The sequence below is a fragment of the Pseudomonas sp. C2B4 genome (assembly GCF_013359695.1).
GTDB lineage: Bacteria > Pseudomonadota > Gammaproteobacteria > Pseudomonadales > Pseudomonadaceae > Aquipseudomonas.
In genome coordinates this window covers 16,019-39,935 of sequence record NZ_JABFMU010000025.1, presented here as the reverse complement: position 1 = coordinate 39,935, position 23,917 = coordinate 16,019, and the positions used below count along the sequence as shown (strand labels likewise).

The following is a 23,917-nucleotide window of genomic DNA, read 5'->3' as shown; positions in this document are numbered from 1 at the left end:
TCAATAGCCGTGGCCTAAATTACAAATCAGGGCGTTGAAACAGTGTGCCAGTCGTTCACACAACTGGCTATCGGCGCACGACCAGATACAAACCGACGGCCATCATGATGCCTGCTGGCCAATAGGCCAACTGGTTCAGCGGTCCTCCGGCGGCGAGGATGGCGCCACCCGCCAGGTGGGCGGTACCGAGCAGCCGAAGGAACCAGTCGTCGCGGCGTCGGTGCCAAGGTGGCAGTGGATCGCTGGCGTGGGGCTGAGACAGGCGTTCCAGCAGGTCACGGGTCATGTTGGCCAGGTGCGGAATCTGCTCGATCTGGCTCTGCACGTTGCCGAACAAGGCCTTGGGGCTGACACGCTCGCGCATCCAGCGCTCAAGGAAAGGCTGCGCGGTGTTCCACAGGTCGAGGTCGGGGTACAGCTGGCGACCCAGGCCTTCGATGTTCAACAGGGTTTTTTGCAGCAGCACGAGTTGTGGCTGAACTTCCATGTTGAAGCGGCGCGCGGTCTGGAACAGGCGCATCAGTACCTGACCGAAGGAAATATCTTTTAACGGTTTTTCGAAGATCGGCTCGCACACCGTGCGGATAGCCGCTTCGAATTCGTTGAGTTTGGTTTCCGCCGGCACCCAGCCCGAATCGATGTGCAACTGCGCCACGCGGCGGTAATCGCGCTTGAAGAAGGCGAACAGGTTGCGCGCCAGGTAATCCTGGTCTTCCGGGGTCAGGCTGCCGACGATGCCGCAGTCGATCGCAATGTATTGCGGGCTCCACGGCTGCACGGTGCTGACAAAAATGTTGCCGGGGTGCATGTCGGCGTGGAAGAAGCTGTCGCGGAACACCTGGGTGAAGAAGATCTCCACGCCGCGTTCGGCAAGCATTTTCATGTCGGTGCGCTGGTCGGCCAGGGTCGCGAGGTCGGTGACCTGGATGCCGTAGATGCGCTCCATCACCAGCACTTTCGGCCGGCACCAGTCCCAATAGACTTGCGGCACGTAGAGCAGCGGCGAACCCTCGAAGTTGCGCTTCAACTGGCTGGCGTTGGCCGCCTCGCGCAGCAGGTCAAGTTCGTCGTAGATGGTTTTTTCATAGTCGCTGACCACGTCCACCGGGTGCAGCAGGCGCGCATCGGCGGAGACTTTTTCCGCGGCGCGGGCCAGGATGAACAGCCACGCCAGGTCCTGTGCGATCACCGGCTTCAGGCCCGGCCGGATCACCTTGACCACCACTTCTTCACCGGTCTTCAGTTGCGCGGCGTGCACCTGCGCCACCGAGGCCGAGGCCAGCGGTTCAACGTCGAATCGGCTGAACACCTCGCTGATCTTCTTGCCGAGCTGCTCTTCGATCAGCTTGACCGACACTTGTGAGTCGAACGGCGGCACGCGGTCCTGCAGCAGCATCAACTCATCGGCGATGTCTTCGGGTAGCAGGTCACGACGGGTGGACAGAATCTGCCCGAACTTGATGAAGATCGGCCCCAGGTCCTGCAGTGCCAGGCGCAGTCTCGCGCCTCGGCTCAGATCCAGGGTCTTGCGCGGGAACCAGCGCCACGGCAAGGCGTATCGCAGCACCAGGAGAAACCAGGGCAGCGGCAGGGCGAACAGCAGGTCATCGAGGCGGTAGCGGATCACGACGCGCTGGATGCGCAACAGACGGCGGACGGCAAGCAGCTTCATGCGTTATCGCTTGGGTCGAGGGATCGGGAAAGGCGCTCGAATCGCGCCTCAAGACGTTCCAGATCGAGTTTGATCTGGTCCAGTTCACTGAATCGGGCTTCGGCTTCGCGCTGGCCGACGAGGCTGCGCGATTCTTCGGCCAGGTATTCGCCCAGATTCTGGCCCAGGCTGGCAAAGCCTTGCTGATACCAGCGGGCGCGGCTGCGCAGGTGACCACCCACCAGTTGCGTGGCGACGGGGCCGAGCCAGCGCGAGAGTTCATATTCCCAGTCCAGCTCAAGGTCCTGGAGGATGGCCGACAGTTCCAGCAGCACGCCGCTGTCGCCGTCGAGCTCGACTTCCGGTCCGTGCAGGACAGACGTCTTGTCCTTGCTCATCGCCAGTTTCAACAGGCTGGAGGCCGGCGCGCGCAAGGTGCAATCGGCGCCGGTTTCCCACTGGGAGGCGAGCATCAGGCCTTCATCGCTGGGCAGGATGAACAATTTCAGCGCCGGACTGCGGCAATCGACGGCAATGACTTTGCCGCTCAAATGCGCGAGACGCGGCAGCGCCGTGCTGTCGAGACGCAGCACCCGGTTCAGGCCGAGTTCAACGCTGGCGAGCAGACCGGCGAGCAGCATCAGGGCTTGATGCCGCGATGCAGGGCGACGATACCTGCGGTCATGTTGTGATAGGTCACGCGGTCGAAACCGGCCTCGACCATCATCGACTTCAGGGTTTCCTGATTCGGGTGCATGCGGATCGACTCGGCCAGGTAGCGATAGCTTTCCGAATCGTTGGTGATCAGCTTGCCCATCAACGGCATGAAGGCGAACGAGTAGGCATCGTAGGCCTTGGACATCAGCGCGTTGGTCGGCTTGGAGAACTCCAGCACCAGCAGGCGGCCGCCAGGCTTGAGCACGCGCAGCATCGAGCGCAGGGCATCTTCCTTGTGCGTCACGTTGCGCAGGCCGAAAGCGATGGTCACGCAGTCGAAGTGGTTGTCCGGGAAGGGCAGTTTTTCGGCGTCGGCCTGGACGAATTCAACGTTGCCGGCCACACCCAGGTCCAGCAGGCGGTCGCGACCGACCTTGAGCATGGATTCGTTGATGTCGGCCAGCACGACCTGACCGGTCGGGCCTACAAGATGCGAGAACTTGCGGGTCAGGTCGCCGGTGCCACCGGCGATGTCCAGCACGCGGTTGCCGGTGCGGACGCCCGACAGTTCGATTGCGAAACGCTTCCACAGACGGTGCATGCCGCCCGACAGGAGGTCGTTCATCAGGTCGTACTTGGCGGCTACCGAATGGAAAACTTCAGCGACTTTTTCCGCTTTCTGGCTTTCCGGAACGTTTTTGAAGCCGAAGTGAGTGGTGGGTTCGGCATCGCTGCCTTTGCGCTGATCAGTCATATCGCTGTCACCAAAAGAGAATGCGCGACATTCTAATCCCCAAGGGATGCTTTGTCTTGGCATGGCTGAAGGTAAGATGGATCACCCTCGGGACGTTTTGCCGCAGGCGGTCAGGATTCTCCGAGCAACATTCAAAGAGCGGCAGTCATAAAACAGGAGTCATTCGATGGCCCGTATTAGTGTTGAGCGTGCCCACGGCCTGGGTAAGGAAGCGGCGCGCGAGAAGGCCGACAAGCTGGCGCAGAAACTCCGCGACCAATATGGCCTGGAGCCGCAATGGTCCGGCGACACCCTGAACCTCAAGCGTTCGGGTGTGAAAGGTGCTGTGCATGTGAGCGATGATTCGATCCGCGTCGATGTGGAACTGGGCCTGATGATGTCGGCCATGAGCGGCATGATCAAAGCGGAGATCGAAAAGGCGCTCGACAAGGCCCTGGTCTGATTCCCGATTGAAATCACATCCCTTGTAGGAGTGAGCCTGCTCGCGATAGCGGTGGAACAGTCAGCATTGATGTCGACTGATACTCCGCAATCGCGAGCAGGCTCACTCCTACATTTTTATGTGGCGAATCCGAAGGTTTGTGTCAGTTGTTAGGGTGCCGTTTCTAATTTTTCTCCCTACTTTGTGCCAGAGCCCGACACTTACCCGGGCAGTTCCTCAAACCTTCTGCGCGTGAGGTGCACCATGGCCAAAGTTATTTTGAAGAAAAAAATCGACGCTTCGACCACTGCTCTGAGTGACGTCAAATCCTATGCCCGCAAGATCTGGCTGGCAGGCCTGGGTGCCTACGCCAAGGTTGGCCAAGAGGGCAGCGACTACTTTCAAGAGCTGATCAAGGCGGGTCAAGCTGTTGAAACCAAAGGCAAAAAAGTGGTTGCCGAGAAACTCGAAGCAGCCAATGCCGAGATCGATGAAGCCAAGAATGAAGTGAGCTCTTTCAAGGGCCGTGTCGAAGTTCAGCTCGACAAGGTCGAGAAGGCGTTCGACTCGCGTGTCGCAAGTGCCTTGAATCGTATCGGCATTCCGTCTAAACATGACGTTGAGACACTCTCTGTCAAGCTCGATGAGTTGACGGCATTGCTCGAACGCGTCGCGCGTAAATCTTAAGGAGAACGGGATGGCTGTTAAAAAGAACACCGAAAAAAGCAGCTCGTGGGCCGGGAAAATTGAAGAATATTCCCGCAAGATCTGGCTGGCTGGTTTAGGCGTGTACTCGAAGATCGACACTGACGGCAGCAAAGTCTTCGAGGCATTGGTCAAGGATGGCGAGAAAGCCGAGAAGGCCATTGGCAAGAAAGTCGACACTGCCAAGGACAGCGCCAAGGACTCCGCCTCTTCGGCCAAATCACGCATCAGCGGCGTGAAAGACCGCGCACTGGGCAAGTGGGACGAGCTGGAAGGGGCTTTCGACAAGCGCCTGAACAGCGCCATTTCGCGTCTGGGCGTGCCGAGCCGCAGTGAAGTCAAGGCGTTGCACAGCAAGGTCGACACACTGACCAAGCAAATCGAAAAACTGACCGGTGCCAAGGTTGCGCCTGTTGCGGCGAAAACCGCCGCAGCCAAGCCAGCTGCCAAACCGGCCGCCAAGACCGCAGCCAAGCCACTGGCCAAGGCTGCCGCCAAACCTGCTGCCAAGACTGCCGCTGCAAAACCTGCAGCTGCCAAGCCAGCGGCTAAACCTGTAGCAGCAAAAACTGCCGCTAAACCGGCTGCGAAGCCTGCTGCCAAGCCTGCCGCTAAAACGGCAGCGGCCAAGCCTGCAGCCAAACCCGCTGCCGCGAAGAAACCAGCAGTGAAAAAACCGGCCGCTGCAAAAGCCGCCGCACCGAAACCAGCAGTGGCAGCCGTCAAACCGGCAACACCTGCCGCCCCGGTCAGCCCGGCGAATTCCGCCGCTGCACCAGCCCCTGCTGTAACCCCGACTGCCGCGCCAGCTCCATCGACGCCAACCAGTCAGTCCTGATTCATCAGGGCTCAAAAAAACGCCCGGCCTGCCAAGGTCGGGCGTTTTTGTTTGTGCGTAGACTTGGCACCACCAGGGAACCACTGTGGGAGCGAGCCTGCTCGCGAATGCGGTATTCCATTCAGCATTGATGGCAACTGTCACACCGTTTTCGCGAGCAGGCTCGCTCCCACAGGATGTGTGGTGGTCAGGGTTATTCGTGTTCTTCCAGGTATTGAAGGGCCATCTTTTCCGTCGCCACCTTGATCGGTGGCAACAGGTGCGGCGCCACCAGCATCATGATCTGGTACACCACCAGCCGGACTTCACCTTCGCGATCGAGAATCCGCTGATAGTCCAGTGAGAACAGCAGGGTCATGGTGATTTGCTCCACCAGTTGCCCCAGGGCCTGGGTGTCGCTGACCAATTGCCCCTGCGCCTTCAATTGCGCCAACAACGACGCCAGCGTGCGCTTGAGCCCATTGAGCAGGTTGCGAATGCCCTTGGCGAGTTTCGGCAATCGCCCGGCCAGGTTGGACAGGTCCTGAAACAGAAAACGATAGTGAGCCAGGCGCTCGACGATCAGGTGCAGGAACAGCCAGTAATCCTCGGGGGCCAGTTCGACGTCCGCCGGTGGATCGAGCAGCGGCGCCAACTCGGCTTGAAAACGTTCGAACAGCCCGAGTATCAACGGCTCCTTGCCGTGGAAGTGGTAGTAGAGATTGCCCGGGCTGATGCCCATTTCGTTGGCAATTTCCATGGTGGAGACGTTCGGCTCGCCCTTCTGATTGAACAACTGCAGGGCACATTCGAGGATGCGGTCGCGGGTTTTCATCCAGTCTTCTTAATGTTCGGGTCATGCCACGGCCGACGGCGGCCGTGGGTCGTTTGAACGTCAGCGTACGCGCACGTAAGTGCCGGGCGCCGCCTCCATGGGTGGATAGTTCTGGTTGCCGAGGGCCGTGTGGGTTTCCTTTTGCGCGCCTGAGCGTTCCTGAATCCAGCTCAGCCATTGCGTCCACCAGCTGCCGTCGACCTGCTTGGCGTCGTAGTACCAGGCCCGTGGATCGCTGCTCAGTTTGGCGCCCTCGACGTAGTTGGCTTTCGGATTGCTCGGCGGGTTCAGAATGCTCTGCACGTGACCGCTATTGGACAGTACGAAGCGGCGATCGCCTCCCAGCAGCAGCGTCGATCGATACACCGCATCCCACGGCGTGATGTGATCGTTGATGCCGGCCACGCTGAAGCTGTCGACGGTGACCTTCTGCAAGTCGATCGGCGTGCCGCACACTTCGAGGCCACCGGGGTGGCTCAGCGGGTTGTGCTTGAAGAAGTCCAGCAAGTCGCCATGCAGGGCTGCCGGCAGGCGCGTGTTGTCGTTGTTCCAGTAGAGGATGTCGAATGCCGGCGGCTCCTTGCCCAGCAGGTAGTTGTTGACGAAGTAGCTCCAGATCAGGTCGTTGGGGCGCATCCAGGCAAAGACCTTGGCCATGTCCCGGCCATCGAGGACACCTTTTTGATAAGAGCGGCGCTTGGCGGCTTCCAGGGTCTGCTCGTCAGCGAAGAGAGTGGCGGGCGTGTCCAGTTGGCTGTCGAGCAGGCTGACCAGGTAGGTCGCACTCGACACCCGACGCAGCTGCCGCTTGGCTTGCAAGTGGCCTTGCAGCGCGGCAATGGTCAACCCGCCAGCGCAGGCGCCCATCAAGTTGACCTCGCGCGCACCGGTGATCGCCCGGCAAACATTCATGGCTTCTTCGACCGCTTCAACGTAGGTCGACAGGCCCCACTCACGGTGGCGCACATCCGGATTGCGCCAACTGATCACGAAGGTTTGCAGGCCATTCTTGAGCGCGAACTGAACGAAGCTGTTGTGGGGGCTCAGGTCGAAAATGTAGTACTTGTTGATCTGCGGTGGCACCACCAGCAGCGGCTTGGAGTACTGCTTTTCACTCATCGGCTTGTACTGGATCAGCTCCAGCAGTTCGTTGCGAAACACCACGGCACCTGTGGTGGTGGCGACGGTCTTGCCGACCTCGAACGCCTGCTTGGTGACTTGCCGGGGCAGGCCATCGTTGTGCAGGAAGTCGTCCACCAGATGGCTGATCCCGCGTACCAGACTATTACCGCCGGAGTTGAAGATTTCCTTGATGGCCAATGGATTGAGCAGGCTGTTGGACGGCGACACGGCATCGTTGAGCAATGCAAACGCGAAATGCGCGCGAGCACGGTCATCCGGGGTCATGTTGCTCTCGTCGATCCAGCTTTTGACTTGCTTCTGCCAGCTCAGGTAGGCCTGCAGGCTGCGACGATAAAACGGGTTGAGGCTCCAGGCCGGATCGGCGAAACGACTGTCCTGCGGATTGGTCGGGTGCAGGGTTTCACCCAGCAACACTCGACCCAATTGACCGCCCAGTTTCAAGGCGTGCCGGGCGCTGTGCACAGGATTGCGCAAACCATGGGCGGCAACGCTGCGCAGGGTTGAAAACAGATCCCGGCCGCGCAGGCCGGTAATCGCACTCTGTGCATTGATGAACGCGGCGGGAGTCGGTAGAGATTCCCTCGCTGGTTTGTCGCGCATGAGTCAACACTCCTTCGTCTTCAGGCCAAATACAAACACATCGAACCAGAACACCATAGACGCTGTAGCGGGTTGTTGCGCGGCGCGGCCTCCTGCCGACCGATGATGAGCCGATTAACCGCCCAATGGCGACGGATGCGGATGCATCACCGCTCGCTGCCGTTCCTCCTGGAGAAACTTCATGATGATCGGCGCCACCGCCTCGGCCCGGGTAATCAGAAACAGATGCCCGTCATCGATTATGTGCAGCTGGGCGTTGGGAATCCGCCACGCCAGCAAGCGCATGTTGACCAGCGGAATCAGCGGATCGTCATCGCCGGCCAGGACCAGGGTCGGCTGGTTGATCTTGTGCAACCAGTGAATGCTGGTCCAGCCGAGTCCGGCGAACAGCTGCCAGTAGTAACCAAGCTTGCCTGCCGAACGCACCTTGGCTGCGTGGTTCGCAGCCAGCGTCGGATCTCGACGGAACGAGCCGCCGTAGATCATCGGCGCAATGCGGATCACGTGCGAAGGCTGGATGTAGCGTCGCGGGCTGGCCATCATCCACAGCACTTTCGGCTTGCCCGGCACCATCACCGCGCCCGCCGCCGTGGCGGCCAGCACCAGCTTCTTGCAGCGCTCCGGATAGTCGTAGGCGAACTGCTGGGCCAGCGCGCCACCCCAGGACACACCGATCACATTGACCTGCCCGTAATCGAGGTAATCGAGCATGCGCGCCGTGAGTTTCGCCAGGCTCGGAAACCGATACGGGCGATTCGGCGTCGACGAACCGCCGACACCGGGCACGTCGAAAGCGATGACTTCCAGGTCCGGGTCCAGCGCCGCGACGAAGGGGAACACCAGCTCCAGGTTGGCGCCAATGCCGTTGAAAATCAGCAAGGGCGTCAAGTGAGGCTTGCCGGGACGCACCGCCGTACGGAGGGTCTGGCCATCCAGGTCGACAGTACGGAATATGAACGGTTGCGGCATGCTTCAAGCCCTGTTTATGAATTCATCCCCGACCCCTCCTGTAGGAGCGAGCTTGTGGCGAGGGGATTTATCCCCGTTCGGCTGCGCAGCAGTCGTAAAACCATTTCACTCGGTGTACCTGATACACCGCGATTCCAGGTTTTGGGGCGGCTTCGCCACCCAACGGGGATAAATCCCCTCACCACAAAAGCCCGCTCCCACAGTGGAGTGGGGGTGTGTCAGTTACCGCTCGTGGACGTAAGTACCCGGCGATGCTTCGCCCGCCGGATAAGCCTTGCTGCCAAGCTTCACAGGCGCTTTTTTCAGCTCGCCCGAACGCTGGGCCTGCCACGCCTGCCAATGCAACCACCAGGAATCAGTGTGCTTGGTGGCGTTTTCCTGCCACTCATCGGCACTGTCCGCCATTTCGGCACCGGTCATGTAGCGGGATTTCGGATTGCCCGGAGGGTTCAGGATGCTCTGGATATGTCCGCTGCTGGACAGCACGAATTCAACGTTGCCGCCGAACAGCTGCGCCGATTTGTAGCAGGACTTCCACGGGGTGATGTGGTCGTTGGTACCGGCCAGGGAAAAGATATCGGCCGTCACCTGCTTGAGGTCGATGGCGGTACCGCACACTTCCAGTGCATTCGGGCGAATCAGTGGGTTGTTTTTGAACATCTCGATCAGGTCGCCGTGGAACGCTGCCGGCAGCCGCGTGGTGTCGTTGTTCCAGAACAGGATGTCGAAAACCGGTGGCTCGTTGCCCAGCAAATAGTTGTTGACCCAGTAGTTCCAGATCAGGTCGTTGGGGCGCATCCAGGCGAAGACCTTGGCCATGTCCCGCCCTTCCAGCACACCGGCCTGGTACGAGTGGCGCTTGGCGGCTTCGAGGGTTTGCTCGTTGACGAACAGGGCGACGTCGCTTTCCAGGGTCGTGTCGAGCACGCTCACCAGCAGGGTGAGGGCGTTGACCTTGTTCTCGCCGATCGCGGCGTAGTGGCCCAGCAGAGCGGTGCAGGTGATGCCGCCGGAGCAGGCACCCAGCATGTTCACGTCTTTGCTGCCGGTGATGGCGGTGACCACGTCGACCGCTTCCTTGAGCGCCTCGATGTAGGTCGACAGGCCCCACTCGCGCTGCTCCTTGGTCGGGTTGCGCCAGCTGACGATGAAGGTCTGCACGTTATTGCGCAGGCAGAACCGCGCCAGGCTCTTGTCCGGGCTCAGGTCGAAAACATAGAACTTGTTGATCTGCGGCGGCACCACCAGCAGCGGGCGCTCGTGGACTTGCTCGGTGATTGGCTTGTACTGGATCAGCTCCAGCACGTCATTGCGGAACACCACCGCGCCTTCGGTCACGCCCAGGCTTTTGCCGACCTCGAATGCGCCCATGTTGACCTGGCTCGGCATGCCGCCGTTGTGCACCAGGTCCTTGGCCAGGTGCGAGAGCCCGTCGAGCAGGCTCTTGCCGCCGGTTTCGAAAAAGCGTTTGACGGCTGCCGGGTTGGCCGCCGTGTTGGTCGGGGCCATGGCTTCGGTCATGAGGTTGATCACGAAGTGCCCGCGGGCGACGTCGCTGGCCGCCAGGTTGCTCTCGTCGATCCAGTTGTGGAGCTCCTTGCGCCACGCCAGGTAGGTTTGCAAATAACGTTTGTAGAGCGGGTTCTGGCTCCAGGCCGGGTCGGCAAACCGACGATCATCGCTGGTCGGTTGCAGCTCGGATTTGCCGAACAGTACGTTCTTGAGTTCAAGGCCAAAATGCGCGACGTGTTTGGCGCTGTGCACAGGCTGTTTGATTGCCTGCCTGAGCACCATTCGAGCAGAAGCCAGTAGATCCTTTCCACGCAGCCCAACGACAGGATTCAGTCCCAAGGTGTTTTCCGAGGCCTGATACTTCAAGTCATCGTTATTCTTGTTACTCATCTACGACGCTCCATTGTCCTGACACGAGTACCCGGGTCCTGCTGCGCAAGTCACACAGCCAATTCCAGGTACTACTGCCCAGGTGACCGTTAATTCTGCATCGCTGCTTTTTCTTCGCAGAGAGCACTGCAGGGAACTTGCCAGCTCCATTGGTTACCCGAGTTTAATTTTTTTCGCAAGCAGGCCAATCACCGGCATCGAAGCGGAGCATTCAAACAGATGGAATTAGAAAATGCCTTCTAAAGAGCAAGAGGCTCAGGCTAGAGCATCAGCTTGACGACAGATTCGTTCGGGTCGCGGGTTTTACCGGCGGCTTTGAGCTCGGCCAGATAATCCTCCCAGAGTGCGTCATAACGTCGCCCCAGTTCATAGAGGTATTCCCAGGTGAACAGGCCGCTGTCGTGGCCGTCGTCGAAGGTCAATTTCAGTGCGTACTGACCGGCCGGTTCTACTTTGCTCAGGCCGACATTGATCTTGCCGAATTGCAGGATAGGTTTGCCGTGGCCCTGGACCTCGGCGGAAGGAGAGTGCACGCGCAGGAACTCGGCGGGCAGGGTGTATTCCTCGCCGGACGCGTACTTGAGCGTCAGGGTTTTCGAGGCTTTGTGCAGCTTGATGTCGGTGGGGAGTTGGGTCATGGCTGGGCGTCCGTTTTGTGTGGGACTTTGTGGGAGCGAGCCTGCTCGCGAAGGCGTCATAACATTCAACATAACCTTTGAATGTCAGACCGCTTTCGCGAGCAGGCTCGCTCCCACAGGTCCATCACCGCTGTAAGTATGGCTTACAGGATATAACGGGACAGGTCTTCGTTCTGCGCCAATTCACCCAGGTGGTTGTTGACGTAGTCGGCATCGATCTGGATCGCCTTGTCATCGTGGGCGCTGGCCAGGTCGCCGGCGCTGAACGATACCTCTTCGAGCAGGCGCTCAAGCAGGGTGTGCAGGCGACGCGCACCGATGTTTTCGGTTTTCTCGTTGACCTGCCATGCGATCTCCGCGATGCGTTTGATGCCGCTTGGCTGGAACTCGATGGTCAGGCCTTCGGTTTTCAGCAGCGCGCAATATTGCTCGGTGAGCGACGCGTGGGGTTCGCTGAGAATGCGTTCGAAGTCCTGTGGGGACAGAGCCTTGAGTTCAACGCGAATCGGCAGGCGACCTTGCAGCTCGGGCACCAGGTCGCTCGGCTTGCTCAGGTGGAACGCGCCGGAAGCGATGAACAGGATGTGGTCGGTCTTGACCATGCCCAGCTTGGTGTTGACGGTGCAGCCCTCGATCAGCGGCAGCAGGTCGCGCTGCACGCCTTCACGGGACACGTCGGCGCCACCGACATTGCCGCGCTTGGCGACCTTGTCGATTTCGTCGATGAACACGATGCCGTGCTGCTCGACCGCTTCCAGTGCCTTGGCCTTCAACTCTTCATCGTTGACCAGGCGGCTGGCTTCTTCGTCGCGCACCAGCTTCAGCGCTTCCTTGACCTTGAGCTTGCGGCTCTTGCGTTTGCCCTTGCCCATGTTGGCGAACAGGCTCTGCAACTGGTTGGTCATCTCTTCCATGCCGGGTGGCGCGGAGATATCGACGCCGGACATTTCGGCGACTTCGATTTCGATTTCCTTGTCGTCCAGCTGGCCTTCACGCAGGCGTTTGCGGAACAGCTGGCGGGTGTTGGAGTCGGACGTCGGAGCGTCGTCGTTGCTGAAACCCATGCGTGCAGGAGGCAGCAGCGCGTCGAGGATGCGCTCTTCGGCGGCGTCTTCGGCGCGGTGGCGAACCTTGGTGATTTCCTGTTCGCGCAGCAGCTTGATGGCGGCATCGGCCAGATCACGAATGATTGATTCGACGTCACGGCCGACATAGCCGACTTCGGTGAACTTGGTCGCTTCGACCTTGATGAACGGGGCGTTGGCCAGTTTGGCCAGGCGACGGGCGATCTCGGTTTTACCGACACCGGTCGGGCCGATCATCAGGATGTTTTTCGGGGTGACTTCAACGCGCAGTTCTTCAGGCAGCTGCATCCGGCGCCAGCGATTGCGCAGGGCAATGGCGACGGCGCGCTTGGCATCGTCCTGGCCGATGATATGGCGATTGAGTTCGTGGACGATTTCACGGGGAGTCATGGACATAATATTTGACGGACCTTAAACAAATGAGTCGTGGCATGCAGCCGAAACAGACTTACTCGTCGCCTTTGGCGCAGTCCTGCTCCTCAATGGTCTGGGTGTGGTTGGTGAATACGCAGATGTCGCCAGCGATGCCGAGGGCGGTCTCGACGATTTCCCGGGCCGACAGGTCGGTTTTTTGCAGCAGTGCGCTGGCGGCAGCCTGGGCATAGGCGCCACCGGAGCCCATGGCGATCAGGCCGTGCTCAGGTTCGACCACGTCGCCATTGCCGGTGATGATCAGGGAGGCATCCTTGTTGGCAACCGCGAGCATGGCTTCGAGGCGGCTCAACGTGCGGTCGGTGCGCCATTCTTTAGCGAGTTCCACGGCGGCACGAACCAGATGGCCCTGGTGTTTCTCCAGCTGACCCTCGAAACGTTCGAAAAGGGTAAAGGCGTCAGCCGTGGCGCCGGCAAAACCGGCAAGGACTTCGCCGTGGTACAGGCGACGAACTTTCTTGGCGTTGCCTTTCATCACGGTATTGCCGAGAGAAACCTGGCCGTCGCCGCCCATGACGACTTTGCCTTGGCGGCGAACTGAAACGATGGTGGTCAAGGGAAGAGTCTCCACGCAGCGGGGCGAAAGTGCCTTATGCCGATACATATGGGGGTGGTGGAGAGGATTTCAACTGTGCGGCGTGACGGGGGACGAGCGGTGTTCTTGCGGAGGAGGTTGCGGTGTCTGTGCTGACGCCTTCGCGAGCAGGCTCGCTCTCACAGGGGTGACGCCAATCCTGTGGGAGCGAGCCTGCTCGCGAAGAACGATAACGCGGAGGTCTTGGTGAATCAGCGGCTCTGGCGTTGTTGTAACAACAGATTGCTGAACCCGGCCCCGGACAGTTGTTTCTGCGCGGTGGTCAATTGTTCGCGATTGCTGAACGGACCGACCAATACCCGATACCAGGTCTCGTCCTTCACCGTGCCGGATTCAACCGCCACCGCCTGGCCGAGCAGGATGATCTGCGCGCGTACCTTGTCCGCGTCAGACTCCTTGCGGAAAGAACCGGCCTGCAGGAAGAACTTGGTCACCGGTGCGGCCTTGGTGACGGGCGGCGCGGGCGGTGGCGTGATGCCAGCCAGGGCGGCCTGGGCGCGAGCCGTGTCGATCTTTGCCGCTTCCGCCGGGGTTACCGGTGTGGTTGGAACGGCCGGCACCTGTGGCGTCGGCAACGTTTTTTCCGGCACGGCATCCGGCGGCACGATGACTTCCGATTCCGGCAGCAGGGTGTAGAAGTCGTACTTCGGCTTTACCGGTTGCGTCGGGCTCGGCGGGGTCTTGTTGGCCTCGGCGATCTTGGTGGCTTTCTGTTGCTGCTCGACCTTCTCGCGCTTGACCGTGTCGCTGCCCTTGCCTGGCTCCAGCTTCATCAGGAATACGATGAAGGCACCGACCGTCAGGCCGATGGCCATCCACAACCAACCCGGGATCGGTTGCTTCGCTGGAGCTTGGTAACGGCTGGCGCCACGCTTGGGTGCAGGTTTTTTCTTGGCAGCCAACTTACATGCGCTCCAGAGTTTCCAGACCCAAGAGTTCCAGGCCTTGCTTGAGGGTGCGTCCGGTCAGCGCGGCGAGGCGCAGACGGCTCTGCATTTGTTCCGGGGTGTCGGCGGCGAGGATCGGGCAGTTCTCGTAGAAGCTGGAGAACAGGCCGGCGACGTCGTACAGGTAAGTGCAGAGGATGTGCGGCGTACCTTTCTCGGACACGTTGTTCAGCACTTCGCCAAATTGCGCGAGTTTCGCCGCCAGTTCGTGTTCGTGCGGCGCTTCGAGAACGATCTGGCCTTCGACTTCGCTGAAGTCCTTGCCCAGTTTGCGGAACACGCCGGCCACGCGGGTGTAGGCGTACAGCAGGTACGGCGCGGTATTGCCTTCGAAATTCAGCATCAGGTCGAAGTTGAAGCTGTAGTCGCTGGTGCGGTGCTTGGACAGGTCGGCGTACTTCACCGCGCCGATGCCCACGACCTTGGCGATGTTGCGCAGGTCGGCTTCGGCCAGTTCCGGGTTCTTGTCTTTCACCAGGGTGTAGGCGCGTTCCTGGGCCTCGGTCAGCAGGTCGATCAGCTTCACGGTGCCACCGTCACGGGTCTTGAACGGACGGCCATCGGCGCCGTTCATGGTGCCGAAGCCCATGTGTTCCATTTCCATCGGGTGCGTCACGAAGCCGGCCTTGCGGGCAACTGCGAAGACTTGCTGGAAGTGCAGGGCCTGGCGCTGGTCAACAAAGTACAACGCACGATCGGCCTTGAGCTTGCCACTGCGGTAGCGCACGGCGGCCAGGTCGGTGGTGGCGTAGAGGTAGCCGCCGTCCGCCTTGACGATGATCACTGGCAACGGATCGCCGTCGGCGTTCTTGAACTCGTCGAGGAACACGCATTGGGCGCCGTTGCTTTCGACCAGCATGCCGGCGGCTTTCAAATCGTTGACCACGTTGATCAGGTCGTCGTTGTAGGCGCTTTCGCCCATCACGTCGGCCATGGTCAGCTTGACGTTCAACAGCTCGTAGATTTTCTGGCAGTGGGACAGCGAGATGTCCTTGAACTTGGTCCACAGCGCCAGGCAGTCAGGGTCGCCAGCCTGCAACTTGACCACCAGGCCACGGGCGCGGTCGGCGAATTCTTCGGATTCGTCGAAGCGTTGCTTGGCGGCGCGGTAGAAGTTTTCCAGGTCCGACAGCTCGTCGCTGGTGATCGGGTTTTCCTGCAGGTAAGCCATCAGCATGCCGAATTGGGTGCCCCAGTCGCCGACGTGGTTCTGACGAATCACGGTATCGCCGAGGAATTCCAGCACGCGAGCCACGCCGTCGCCGATGATGGTCGAGCGCAAGTGGCCGACGTGCATCTCCTTGGCCAGGTTCGGAGCCGACAGGTCGACCACGGTGCGCTGTACCGGGCCGGCCTTGCGCACGCCGATGTGGGCGTCGGCCAGGGCGGCGTCCAGGCGCGCGGCCAGGGCGTCGGTGTTCTGGAAGAAGTTCAGGAAGCCAGGGCCGGCGATTTCGGTCTTGGAGACGTTTTCGTCAGCCGGCAGTGCGGCAATGATTTTTTCCGCCAGGTCGCGGGGCTTCATGCCGGCCGGCTTGGCCAGCATCATGGCGATGTTGCTGGCGAAGTCGCCATTCTTCTTGTCGCGGGAGTTTTCCACCTGGATCGCCGGCGACAGGCCTTCAGGCAACACACCTTCGTTGACGAGTTGGGTGATGGCTTGTTGGATCAGCTGGCGAATGGTGTCTTTCATGGTCTTCTCTTTCGACCGCAGGCGCGGCGGGCGCTTCGATGCGCTGGTGGAAAAACTGGGCATTATCCGTTGCCGAGGCGGGCTTGCCAACTATAGCGGGCAGGTTATGGATATGTGGTGACAAATCGAGCCTCTTCGCGAGCAGGCTCGCTCCCACATTGGAATGTCGGCATTTGTGGGAGCGAGCCCGCTCGCGAAGGCAATCTTCAAATCAATACAAATCGACCGGATCGACATCCAAAGACCAACGCACCGCCCGCCCGCTCGGCATTTGTTCCAGCACCAGCAACCAACTGGCCAGCAATCGGTGCAGCGACGCCCGAGCGGTTGCCTGCAGCAACAATTGCGCCCGGTAGCGCCCGGCCCGGCGTTCCATTGGCGCTGGCACTGGCCCGAGCAACTCGATCCCGGTTAAACCCTGTTCGGCCAGCAAACGCTCGGCCTCGCTGCACGCCTCATCGAGAAAGCCTTCAGCCTGACCCGGTTTGTGCGCTTCGGCCCTCAACAGCGCCAAGTGGGCAAATGGCGGCAGGCCCGCCGCACGACGTTCACTCAAGGCCTGTTCGGCAAACGCGAAATAGCCCTGCTCGGTCAATTGCACCAGCAGCGGATGGTCGGCCAGGTGCGTCTGGATGATCACTTTGCCGGGCTCTTCCGCCCGACCGGCGCGTCCGGCGACCTGAACAATCAATTGCGCCATCCGCTCGCTGGCGCGGAAGTCACCGGAGAACAACCCGCCGTCGGCATCGAGGATCGATACCAGCGTCACCCGTGGAAAGTGGTGGCCCTTGGCGAGCATTTGCGTGCCCACCAGGATGCACGGTTGGCCCTTTTGAATGGTGGCGAACAGCTGATTCATCGCGTCCTTGCGCGAGGTGCTGTCGCGGTCGACCCGCAGTACCGGGTAGTCCGGGAACAGAATCCCCAAGCGCTCTTCGGCCCGCTCGGTGCCAGCTCCCACCGGGCGCAAATCGACCTTGTTGCACTTCGGGCACTGGCGTGGAACACGTTCGACGTAGCCGCAATGGTGGCAGCGCAGTTCGCCATATCGTTGATGCACGGTCATGCGCGCATCGCAGCGCTGGCACTCGGACATCCAGCCGCAGTCATGGCAAAGCAGGGTAGGGGCGAAGCCGCGGCGATTGAGGAACACCAGGACTTGCTGGCCGGCAGCCAGGGTCTGGCCGATGGCTTGTTGCATCGGTCCGGAAATACCGCTGTCCAGTGGACGGCTTTTTACGTCCAGGCGCAGGAAGCGCGGTTGCTTGGCGCCACCCGCGCGTTCATTCAGTCGTAATAGGCCGTAGCGGCCGGTGTAGGCGTTTTGCAGGCTTTCCAGTGACGGCGTGGCCGAGCCGAGCACAATCGGGATGTTTTCCTGCCGGGCGCGCACCAGTGCCAGATCGCGAGCGTGGTAGCGCAGGCCTTCCTGCTGCTTATAAGAACCGTCGTGTTCTTCATCGATAATGATCAGCCCCGGGTTTTTCATCGGCGTGAACAGTGCCGAGCGGGTGCCGATAATGATGTCGGCCTCGCCGTCACGGGCGGCGAGCCAGGCGTCGAGGCGCTCGCGATCGTTGACCGCCGAATGGATCAAAGCGATGCGTGCATTGAAGCGTTGCTCGAAGCGCGCCAGGGTTTGCGGGCCCAGGTTGATTTCCGGGATCAGCACCAATGCCTGTTTGCCGGCCTCCAGAGTTTCGCGAATCAGTTGCAAATACACTTCGGTCTTGCCGCTGCCGGTCACGCCGGCCAGCAGGAACGCGTGATAGCAGTCGAAACCGGCGCGAATCGCTTCATACGCGGCGCGTTGCTCCGTGTTGAGCGGCAGCTCCGGTTGGGCGAGCCAGTGCTCGTGTCGGGCGCCTGGAGCATGCTTGCGGACTTCGACTTGCACCAGGTCCTTGGCCAGCAGCAGATCGAGGCTGTCCTTGCTCAGCATCAGTTTGCTCAGCAACTGATGGGCGACGCCGTGGGGGTGCTGGGCCAGCGTCGCGAGGGCTTCACGCTGGCGCGGGGCGCGGGCGATACGCGGGTCGTCGAGGCTGGCGCCGGGGGCCGCGGACCAGAAGCGTTCCTGGCGTGCTTCGGCCAGTTCGCCCTGGCGTAGCAGTACTGGCAGAGCCCAGCTCAGGGTGTCACCAAGGCTGTGCTGGTAATACTGGGATGTCCACAGGCACAGCTTGAACAGCGTGGGTGGCAGCGGTGGCGTGGCGTCCAGTAGTGCCAACGCCGGTTTGAGTTTCTCCGCTGGCACTTCGCTGGTATCGGTGACTTCGACCAGAATCCCGATCATCTCCCGGCGCCCGAATGGCACCCGCAGACGCATGCCGGGGTGCAGTTGCGCGCGCAACACGCCGGCTGGCGCGCGGTAGTCGAACAGGCGGCGCAGGGGCGAAGGCAGGGCGAGGCGCAAAATGGCGTCGGGCACGCGGGGGATTCTCGATCAGCGGACAATAGAAGCAGGGATTGAGCACATGACCTGTGGGAGCGAGCCTGCTCGCGAAATCGGTGTGTCAGACTAAAAAATGCTGACTGGCACTCCGTCTTCGCGAGCAGGCTCGCTCCCACAGGGGGGTACATTGGCCGGGAGCCTAGCAGACGGTCGGTCTCAGTGACAGCTTGCGTGAATGGGATTGTCTGGTAGAATCCGCGGCCTAATTACGTGCGGTATTCAACAATAGTGTTGGGTGGCGGCACGCTAGCCTGAGGAAGACACCATGAAAGCTGATATCCATCCAGAATACCCAGCAGTTGCTGTTACCTGCAGCTGCGGCAACAAGTTCGAAACCCGTTCGACCTTCGGCAAAGCCCTGGCGATCGACGTTTGCAACGAATGCCACCCGTTCTACACCGGTAAGCAAAAGACTCTGGACACTGGCGGCCGCGTTCAGCGCTTCGCCGACCGTTTCGGTGCTTTCGGCGCGAAAAAGGCCTAAGGCCTGTCAACTTGGGAAGCCGTTCCGGTTTTTCCATGCTGATGAAAAAGGCGTCCCTTGCGGGCGCCTTTTTTGTGTCCGTGATTTGGCTTTCCACTGCCCAGGCCCTCTGTCCGGTACCGGGAGGCCTGGCATCCGTCGAGGTTCAGCGGGTGGTGGATGGCGATACGCTGCGCCTGAGCGATGGCCGCAGTGTACGCATGATCGGCTTGAATACGCCGGAGCTGGGCAAGAAAGGGCGCTCCGACGAACCCTTTGCCGTGGCCGCCCGTAAACGTCTCGAAGCCTTGGTGGCGGCGAGCGATGGGCAGGTCGGCTTGCTGCCCGGCAAAGAAAGCAAAGACCGCTATGGGCGGACCCTGGCCCATGTCTATGGCGCGGACGGCGCCAATCTTGAGGCGCAAATGCTCGCCGAAGGCCTCGGCTTTCTGGTGGCGGTCCCTCCGAATGTCGATCTGTTGGGCTGTCAGCAGGCTGCGGAGCGCAGTGCCCGGCAGTCCGGGCGCGGCGTGTGGCGCCAGTCACCTGTACTGAAAGCGGATCAGATCAGTACGGCCGGTTTTGCTGTGCTCAGCGGTCGTGTGAGCAAGGTTCAACGCAATCGCGGCGGGGTTTGGATCGAATTGCAGGATTCGGTTGTATTGCGCGTTGCACCCAATGTGCTCGCCCGTTTCGATTCGGCCTTACTCGAAAACCTCAAGGGCAGGCAAATCGAGGCGCGTGGCTGGGTGCTGGATCGTTCGCGCCGTGGCGGACTCAAGGACGGTCAGGCGCGCTGGATGTTGCCGCTCACGGATCCGGCAATGCTCGAAGTGGCGCCCTGATAAAAAGTTGTAGACATTTTTTCGTTAGATTGTGAACAGTCGTATCCCTTGTGTTTCGCGGCTCTTGGCCCAAAGTCGTAGGGCAGGGCGCTTGACAGGGATGACCGGCCAGTCTTGTGGGGATTTTGCGAGGCGCGTATCCTCGCTGACCAGTCTGTCCAACAGTAAAAGCGGAATGCCCACATGTCTGATTTGAAAACTGCCGCTCTCGAATATCACGCCAATCCTCGTCCAGGGAAGCTGAGCGTCGAGCTCACCAAGGCCACCGCTACTGCCCGCGACCTGTCGCTGGCCTACAGCCCCGGCGTAGCCGAACCCGTACGCGAAATCGCCCGCGACCCGGAACTGGCCTACAAATACACCGGCAAAGGCAACCTGGTTGCAGTCATTTCCGATGGCACCGCGATTCTCGGCCTGGGTAACCTCGGCCCATTGGCTTCCAAGCCAGTGATGGAAGGCAAGGGCGTGCTGTTCAAGCGCTTCGCAGGCATCGACGTATTCGACATCGAAGTTGACTCCGAAAGCCCGCAAGCCTTCATCGACACCGTCAAGCGCATCTCCATCACCTTCGGTGGCATCAACCTGGAAGACATCAAGGCACCTGAGTGCTTTGAGATCGAACGTGCCCTGATCGAACAGTGCGACATTCCAGTGTTCCACGATGACCAGCACGGCACCGCCATCGTGACCGCGGCCGGCATGATCAACGCCCTGGAAATCGCCGGCAAAACCCTGCCGGAAGCCAAGATCGTCTGCCTGGGCGCCGGTGCGGCCGCCATCTCCTGCATGAAGTTGCTGGTGAGCATGGGTGCCAACATCGAAAACATCTACATGGTCGACCGTACCGGTGTGATTCACTCCGGCCGTGACGACCTGAACCAGTACAAGGCTGTCTTCGCTCACGCGACTGACAAGCGCACTCTGGCTGACGCCCTGAAGGGTGCAGACGTGTTCGTTGGCCTGTCCGGCCCGAACCTGCTGAGCGCTGAAGGCCTGCTGTCGATGGCGGCTAACCCGATCGTCTTCGCCTGCTCGAACCCGGATCCGGAAATCTCCCCGGAACTGGCGCACGCTACCCGTAGCGACGTGATTATGGCCACCGGTCGTTCCGACTACCCGAACCAGGTCAACAACGTGCTGGGCTTCCCGTTCATCTTCCGTGGTGCCTTGGACGTTCGCGCCAAGCGCATCAACGAAGAAATGAAAGTGGCTGCGGCCAATGCCCTGCGTGAGCTGGCCAAGCTGCCAGTGCCTCAGGAAGTGTGCGACGCCTACGGCGGCATCAAGCTGGAATTCGGTCGTGAGTACATCATTCCGAAGCCAATGGATGCCCGTCTGATCACCCTGATCTCCGACGCAGTGGCCAAGGCCGCCATCGAGACCGGTGTGGCGACCCTGCCGTATCCGAAGAACTACCCGCTGAAAAGCGTGGATGACGTGTTCAACGGCTAAGTCGTTGTAGCGCTTCAACCAAAAACCCTGGCTCGTATTGAGTCAGGGTTTTTTATTGTCTGCAGATTAGGCGGTGTCTGTCCGGCCGTCTTCGCGAGCAGGCTCGCTCCCACAAGGGTGGTGGTGTGCACGGGATTTCCTGAGCAACAGAGAAACCTGTGGGAGCGGGCTTGCCCGCGAAGGGGACTGATCAATCACCGCAAAAAAACGGCAGGCACAAAAAAGCCCTGCAACTCTCTCGAGGGCAGGGCCATTTTTCGACTCCGATCAGAACAAATCGATCGGTGCCGCTTCGTCCGCCGGCAGCGGGCTGCCGGGTGCGTTGCCGTTGCCCAGTTCATTCACCGACGGTGGTGTGTCTTCGGCCTTGAACAGCTCGAAATAAGCCCCTGGCGTGCCTGGGGTCGCGGCGCGGCCGCTGATCGGGTCGACGCGCAGGCTCAGGATGCCTTCCGGTTCTGGCTGCGTGTGAGGCGGCAGGCCTTTGAGCGCGGCGCCCATGTAGTTCATCCAGATCGGTAGCGCGACCGTGCCGCCGAACTCCTTGCGGCCGAGGCTTTCGGGCTGGTCGAATCCGGTCCAGACAGTGGTCACGTAGTCAGCGTTGTAGCCGGAGAACCAGGCGTCCTTCGATTCGTTGGTCGTACCGGTCTTGCCGGCGATGTCGCTGCGGCCCAGGGCCAGGGCGCGACGACCGGTGCCGAGTTTGATCACATCCTCGAGCATGCTGTTGAGGATGTAGGTGGTGCGGCCATCGACGATGCGTTCAGCCACCGCGGGTGCCTGAGGTGTCGGTTGGGCGCTCAGTGTATCGCCTGGCGTCGCGTTGACCGTAAAGGCCTCGGCTGCGGGCGCAGCGATACCGTCGCTGGCGGCGCCACCCTTCGGAACGCTCGCCGGATTGGCGACAAACAGCGTATCGCCATTGCGGCTTTCGACCTTGTCGATGATGTACGGGGTGATCTTGTAGCCGCCGTTGGCGAAGGTACTCCAGCCCGTGGCGATTTCCATTGGGGTCAGGGTTGCGGTACCCAGCGCCAGGGACAGGTTGCGCGGCAGGTCCTGCTTGTTGAAGCCGAACTTGCTGATGTAGTCGATGGTGCGGTCGACACCCAACGCTTGCAGCAGGCGGATCGACACAAGGTTGCGCGACTTGTACAGCGCTTCGCGCAGGCGGATCGGGCCGAGGAAGGTGTTGGTGTCGTTCTTCGGGCGCCAGACCTTGTCCAGGTACTCGTCGACGAACACGATCGGCGCGTCATTGACCAGGCTGGCGGCGGTGTAACCGTTATCCAGCGCGGCGCTGTAGACGAAAGGCTTGAAGCTCGAACCTGGCTGGCGCTTGGCCTGCAATGCGCGGTTGTAGTTGCTCTGTTCGAAGGCAAAGCCGCCGACCAGCGAGCGGATCGCGCCGTTTTGCGGGTCGAGGGACACCAGTGCACCCTGGGCTTGGGGAATCTGGCTGAATTTTAATGAATTGTCCGGCTGGCGCTGAACGCGAATCAGGTCGCCGACCTGAGCCACGTCCGATGGCTGCTTCGGATTGGCGCCCATGCTGTTGGTGTTCAGGAACGGGCGAGCCCATTTCATGGTGTCCCAGCCCACATGCTCGCTGCCAGTGCGGGTCAGGACCTGCAGGCCGTTCTTGTCGACCTGGGTGACGATGGCCGGCTCAAGACTGCTGATGGTGCGCTGCTTGGTCAGTTCGGTCGCCCACGCCTCGCGGGTCTTGCCCGGCAGGCGCGACTCTGGCCCGCGATAGCCGTGACGCTGGTCGTAAGTCATCAGGCCTTCGTGGAGGGCGGTATTGGCCATCTCCTGAAGGTTGCTCGGCACCGTGGTGGTGACGCGGAAACCTTCGGTGTAGGCGTCGCTGCCATAGCGACCGACCATCTCGGCTCGGGCCATTTCGGCGATGTACGGGGCGTTCACTTCCGGCGTCGGCACGTGGTAGCTGGCGTTCAGCGGCTCGTTGATTGCGGCGGTGTAGTCGGCTTCGGTGATTTTGCCGAGTTTGTACATGCGTCCAAGGATCCAGTCGCGGCGCTCCTTGCTGCGTGCCGGGTTAGCGAGCGGGTTGAAGCGCGACGGGGCCTTTGGCAGGCCGGCAATCATCGCCATCTGCGCCAGGCTGACGTCACGAATCGACTTGCCATAGTAAACCTGTGCTGCCGCCTCGATGCCGTAGGCACGGTTGCCCAGATAGATCTTGTTGACGTACAGCTCAAGGATTTCGTCCTTGGTCAGCTGTCGTTCGATCTGCAGTGCCAGGAGGATTTCGGTGGTTTTGCGCGAGAAGCTGCGTTCGCTGGTCAGGAAGAAGTTCTTGGCCACCTGCATGGTGATCGTGCTGCCGCCGGACTGGATATGCCCGCTTTTGACCAGTTGGGTGGCGGCGCGCATCAGGCTGCTGGGGTCGACGCCATAGTGATTGGCGAAGTTATCGTCTTCAGCACTTAGTAACGCATTGATGAAATTGGGGGGAATGTCGGCGAAACGGATAGGAGTACGGCGCATTTCGCCAAATTCTGCGATCAACTTGTTGTCGCTGCTGTAGACCCGCAACGGAATCTGCAACTGGATGCTTCTCAGTGCCTCCACGGACGGTAATCCGGGGCTAAGGTAAAGAAACGCCCCGCTCAGACCCAGAAGCAGTCCGCAGAAAACCGCGACGATGGACCAACCGAGAAATTTCAGCAGACGAATCAAGGCTTTTGGATATCCAGGGTAAAAATTGAATGAGGCATCAGGGTTCAGGTTAAAGGCGAACGACCCGCGCTTGAGAAAAAGCGGAAAAAAACGCTGGGCATTATAAGCATTTTTCCGTCGCAGGCGTCATTGGCGGCTGCTGTCAAGAC

The 23,917-nt window shown here is 60.6% G+C and carries 21 protein-coding genes; 7 read left to right on the top strand and 14 right to left on the bottom strand.

Annotated features, from left to right (window positions below; translation table 11 throughout):
• Positions 1-67 precede the first annotated feature (67 nt).
• The 3 genes from ubiB to ubiE are packed head-to-tail and all read right to left on the bottom strand — an operon-like array spanning position 68 to position 3,062.
• Positions 68-1,672 carry a ubiquinone biosynthesis regulatory protein kinase UbiB gene (gene ubiB / locus HNQ83_RS17035; protein WP_175390002.1) on the bottom strand — a complete coding sequence of 535 codons (1,605 nt, stop codon included), beginning with the start codon at positions 1,670-1,672 and terminating at the stop codon, positions 68-70.
• On the bottom strand, positions 1,669-2,292 hold the full coding sequence (locus HNQ83_RS17030; protein WP_175390001.1) for an SCP2 domain-containing protein: 624 nt from the start codon (positions 2,290-2,292) through the stop codon (positions 1,669-1,671). The genes ubiB and HNQ83_RS17030 overlap by 4 nt, the downstream gene beginning before the upstream one ends.
• Entirely contained in the window at positions 2,292-3,062 is a 771-nt protein-coding gene (gene ubiE, locus HNQ83_RS17025) for a bifunctional demethylmenaquinone methyltransferase/2-methoxy-6-polyprenyl-1,4-benzoquinol methylase UbiE (RefSeq protein WP_007989286.1), read from the bottom strand. Before ubiE ends, HNQ83_RS17030 begins: the two co-directional genes overlap by 1 nt.
• A gap of 166 nt (positions 3,063-3,228) precedes the next feature.
• Here ubiE and HNQ83_RS17020 point away from each other — a divergent pair, with 166 nt between their 5' ends.
• The 3 genes from HNQ83_RS17020 to HNQ83_RS17010 all read left to right on the top strand — a co-directional run bounded on the left by HNQ83_RS17020 (position 3,229) and on the right by HNQ83_RS17010 (position 5,026).
• Positions 3,229-3,504 (top strand): polyhydroxyalkanoic acid system family protein, encoded by a 276-nt coding sequence (locus tag HNQ83_RS17020; RefSeq protein WP_175390000.1) that lies wholly within the window; start codon positions 3,229-3,231, stop codon positions 3,502-3,504.
• 243 nt (positions 3,505-3,747) lie between these two features.
• The gene (locus HNQ83_RS17015) at positions 3,748-4,170 is read left to right on the top strand and encodes a phasin family protein (RefSeq protein WP_175389999.1); all 423 of its coding nucleotides are present in this window, start codon (positions 3,748-3,750) and stop codon (positions 4,168-4,170) included.
• 10 nt (positions 4,171-4,180) lie between these two features.
• Positions 4,181-5,026, top strand: coding sequence for a phasin family protein (locus HNQ83_RS17010; protein ID WP_175389998.1), 846 nt, complete (start codon positions 4,181-4,183; stop codon positions 5,024-5,026).
• A 193-nt stretch (positions 5,027-5,219) separates the two neighbouring features.
• Here the strand turns inward: HNQ83_RS17010 and HNQ83_RS17005 are convergent, their stop codons facing one another.
• From HNQ83_RS17005 to argS, 9 genes are all read right to left on the bottom strand, one after another.
• Entirely contained in the window at positions 5,220-5,840 is a 621-nt protein-coding gene (locus HNQ83_RS17005; protein WP_175389997.1) for a TetR/AcrR family transcriptional regulator, read from the bottom strand.
• Between the two features lie 60 nt (positions 5,841-5,900).
• Positions 5,901-7,583: a class II poly(R)-hydroxyalkanoic acid synthase gene (gene phaC, locus HNQ83_RS17000; protein ID WP_175389996.1), complete on the bottom strand. Its 1,683-nt coding sequence runs from the start codon at positions 7,581-7,583 to the stop codon at positions 5,901-5,903.
• Positions 7,584-7,697: 114 nt separating this feature from the next.
• Entirely contained in the window at positions 7,698-8,552 is an 855-nt protein-coding gene (phaZ, locus tag HNQ83_RS16995) for a poly(3-hydroxyalkanoate) depolymerase (RefSeq protein ID WP_175389995.1), read from the bottom strand.
• A gap of 222 nt (positions 8,553-8,774) precedes the next feature.
• On the bottom strand, positions 8,775-10,454 hold the full coding sequence (gene phaC, locus HNQ83_RS16990) for a class II poly(R)-hydroxyalkanoic acid synthase (RefSeq protein WP_175389994.1): 1,680 nt from the start codon (positions 10,452-10,454) through the stop codon (positions 8,775-8,777).
• A 260-nt stretch (positions 10,455-10,714) separates the two neighbouring features.
• Entirely contained in the window at positions 10,715-11,092 is a 378-nt protein-coding gene (locus HNQ83_RS16985; RefSeq protein ID WP_175389993.1) for a gamma-butyrobetaine hydroxylase-like domain-containing protein, read from the bottom strand.
• A gap of 143 nt (positions 11,093-11,235) precedes the next feature.
• Positions 11,236-12,573, bottom strand: a complete 1,338-nt coding sequence (gene hslU / locus HNQ83_RS16980; protein ID WP_175389992.1) for an HslU--HslV peptidase ATPase subunit — start codon at positions 12,571-12,573, stop codon at positions 11,236-11,238.
• A gap of 52 nt (positions 12,574-12,625) precedes the next feature.
• The gene (gene hslV / locus HNQ83_RS16975; protein WP_175389991.1) at positions 12,626-13,165 is read right to left on the bottom strand and encodes an ATP-dependent protease subunit HslV; all 540 of its coding nucleotides are present in this window, start codon (positions 13,163-13,165) and stop codon (positions 12,626-12,628) included.
• 230 nt (positions 13,166-13,395) lie between these two features.
• Positions 13,396-14,106: an SPOR domain-containing protein gene (locus HNQ83_RS16970; RefSeq protein ID WP_175389990.1), complete on the bottom strand. Its 711-nt coding sequence runs from the start codon at positions 14,104-14,106 to the stop codon at positions 13,396-13,398.
• A gap of 1 nt (position 14,107) precedes the next feature.
• On the bottom strand, positions 14,108-15,844 hold the full coding sequence (argS, locus tag HNQ83_RS16965) for an arginine--tRNA ligase (protein WP_175389989.1): 1,737 nt from the start codon (positions 15,842-15,844) through the stop codon (positions 14,108-14,110).
• Here argS and HNQ83_RS31225 point away from each other — a divergent pair.
• Positions 15,843-15,965 (top strand): hypothetical protein, encoded by a 123-nt coding sequence (locus HNQ83_RS31225; RefSeq protein WP_256669033.1) that lies wholly within the window; start codon positions 15,843-15,845, stop codon positions 15,963-15,965. The two genes, argS and HNQ83_RS31225, sit on opposite strands and share 2 nt — an antisense overlap.
• A gap of 90 nt (positions 15,966-16,055) precedes the next feature.
• Here the strand turns inward: HNQ83_RS31225 and HNQ83_RS16960 are convergent, their stop codons facing one another.
• Positions 16,056-18,275 carry a primosomal protein N' gene (locus HNQ83_RS16960; protein WP_175389988.1) on the bottom strand — a complete coding sequence of 740 codons (2,220 nt, stop codon included), beginning with the start codon at positions 18,273-18,275 and terminating at the stop codon, positions 16,056-16,058.
• Positions 18,276-18,564: 289 nt separating this feature from the next.
• Between HNQ83_RS16960 and rpmE the strand changes: the two genes are divergently transcribed.
• The 3 genes from rpmE (at position 18,565) to HNQ83_RS16945 (ending at position 21,059) form a co-directional block, all read left to right on the top strand.
• The gene (rpmE, locus tag HNQ83_RS16955) at positions 18,565-18,783 is read left to right on the top strand and encodes a 50S ribosomal protein L31 (RefSeq protein WP_008047849.1); all 219 of its coding nucleotides are present in this window, start codon (positions 18,565-18,567) and stop codon (positions 18,781-18,783) included.
• 35 nt (positions 18,784-18,818) lie between these two features.
• Complete coding sequence (locus HNQ83_RS16950; protein ID WP_175389987.1) at positions 18,819-19,607, top strand: thermonuclease family protein; 789 nt, start codon at positions 18,819-18,821, stop codon at positions 19,605-19,607.
• Between the two features lie 183 nt (positions 19,608-19,790).
• Positions 19,791-21,059, top strand: coding sequence for a malic enzyme-like NAD(P)-binding protein (locus tag HNQ83_RS16945; protein ID WP_175389986.1), 1,269 nt, complete (start codon positions 19,791-19,793; stop codon positions 21,057-21,059).
• A 267-nt stretch (positions 21,060-21,326) separates the two neighbouring features.
• Here the strand turns inward: HNQ83_RS16945 and HNQ83_RS16940 are convergent, their stop codons facing one another.
• On the bottom strand, positions 21,327-23,765 hold the full coding sequence (locus HNQ83_RS16940; RefSeq protein ID WP_372241911.1) for a penicillin-binding protein 1A: 2,439 nt from the start codon (positions 23,763-23,765) through the stop codon (positions 21,327-21,329).
• Positions 23,766-23,917: the final 152 nt, after the last annotated feature.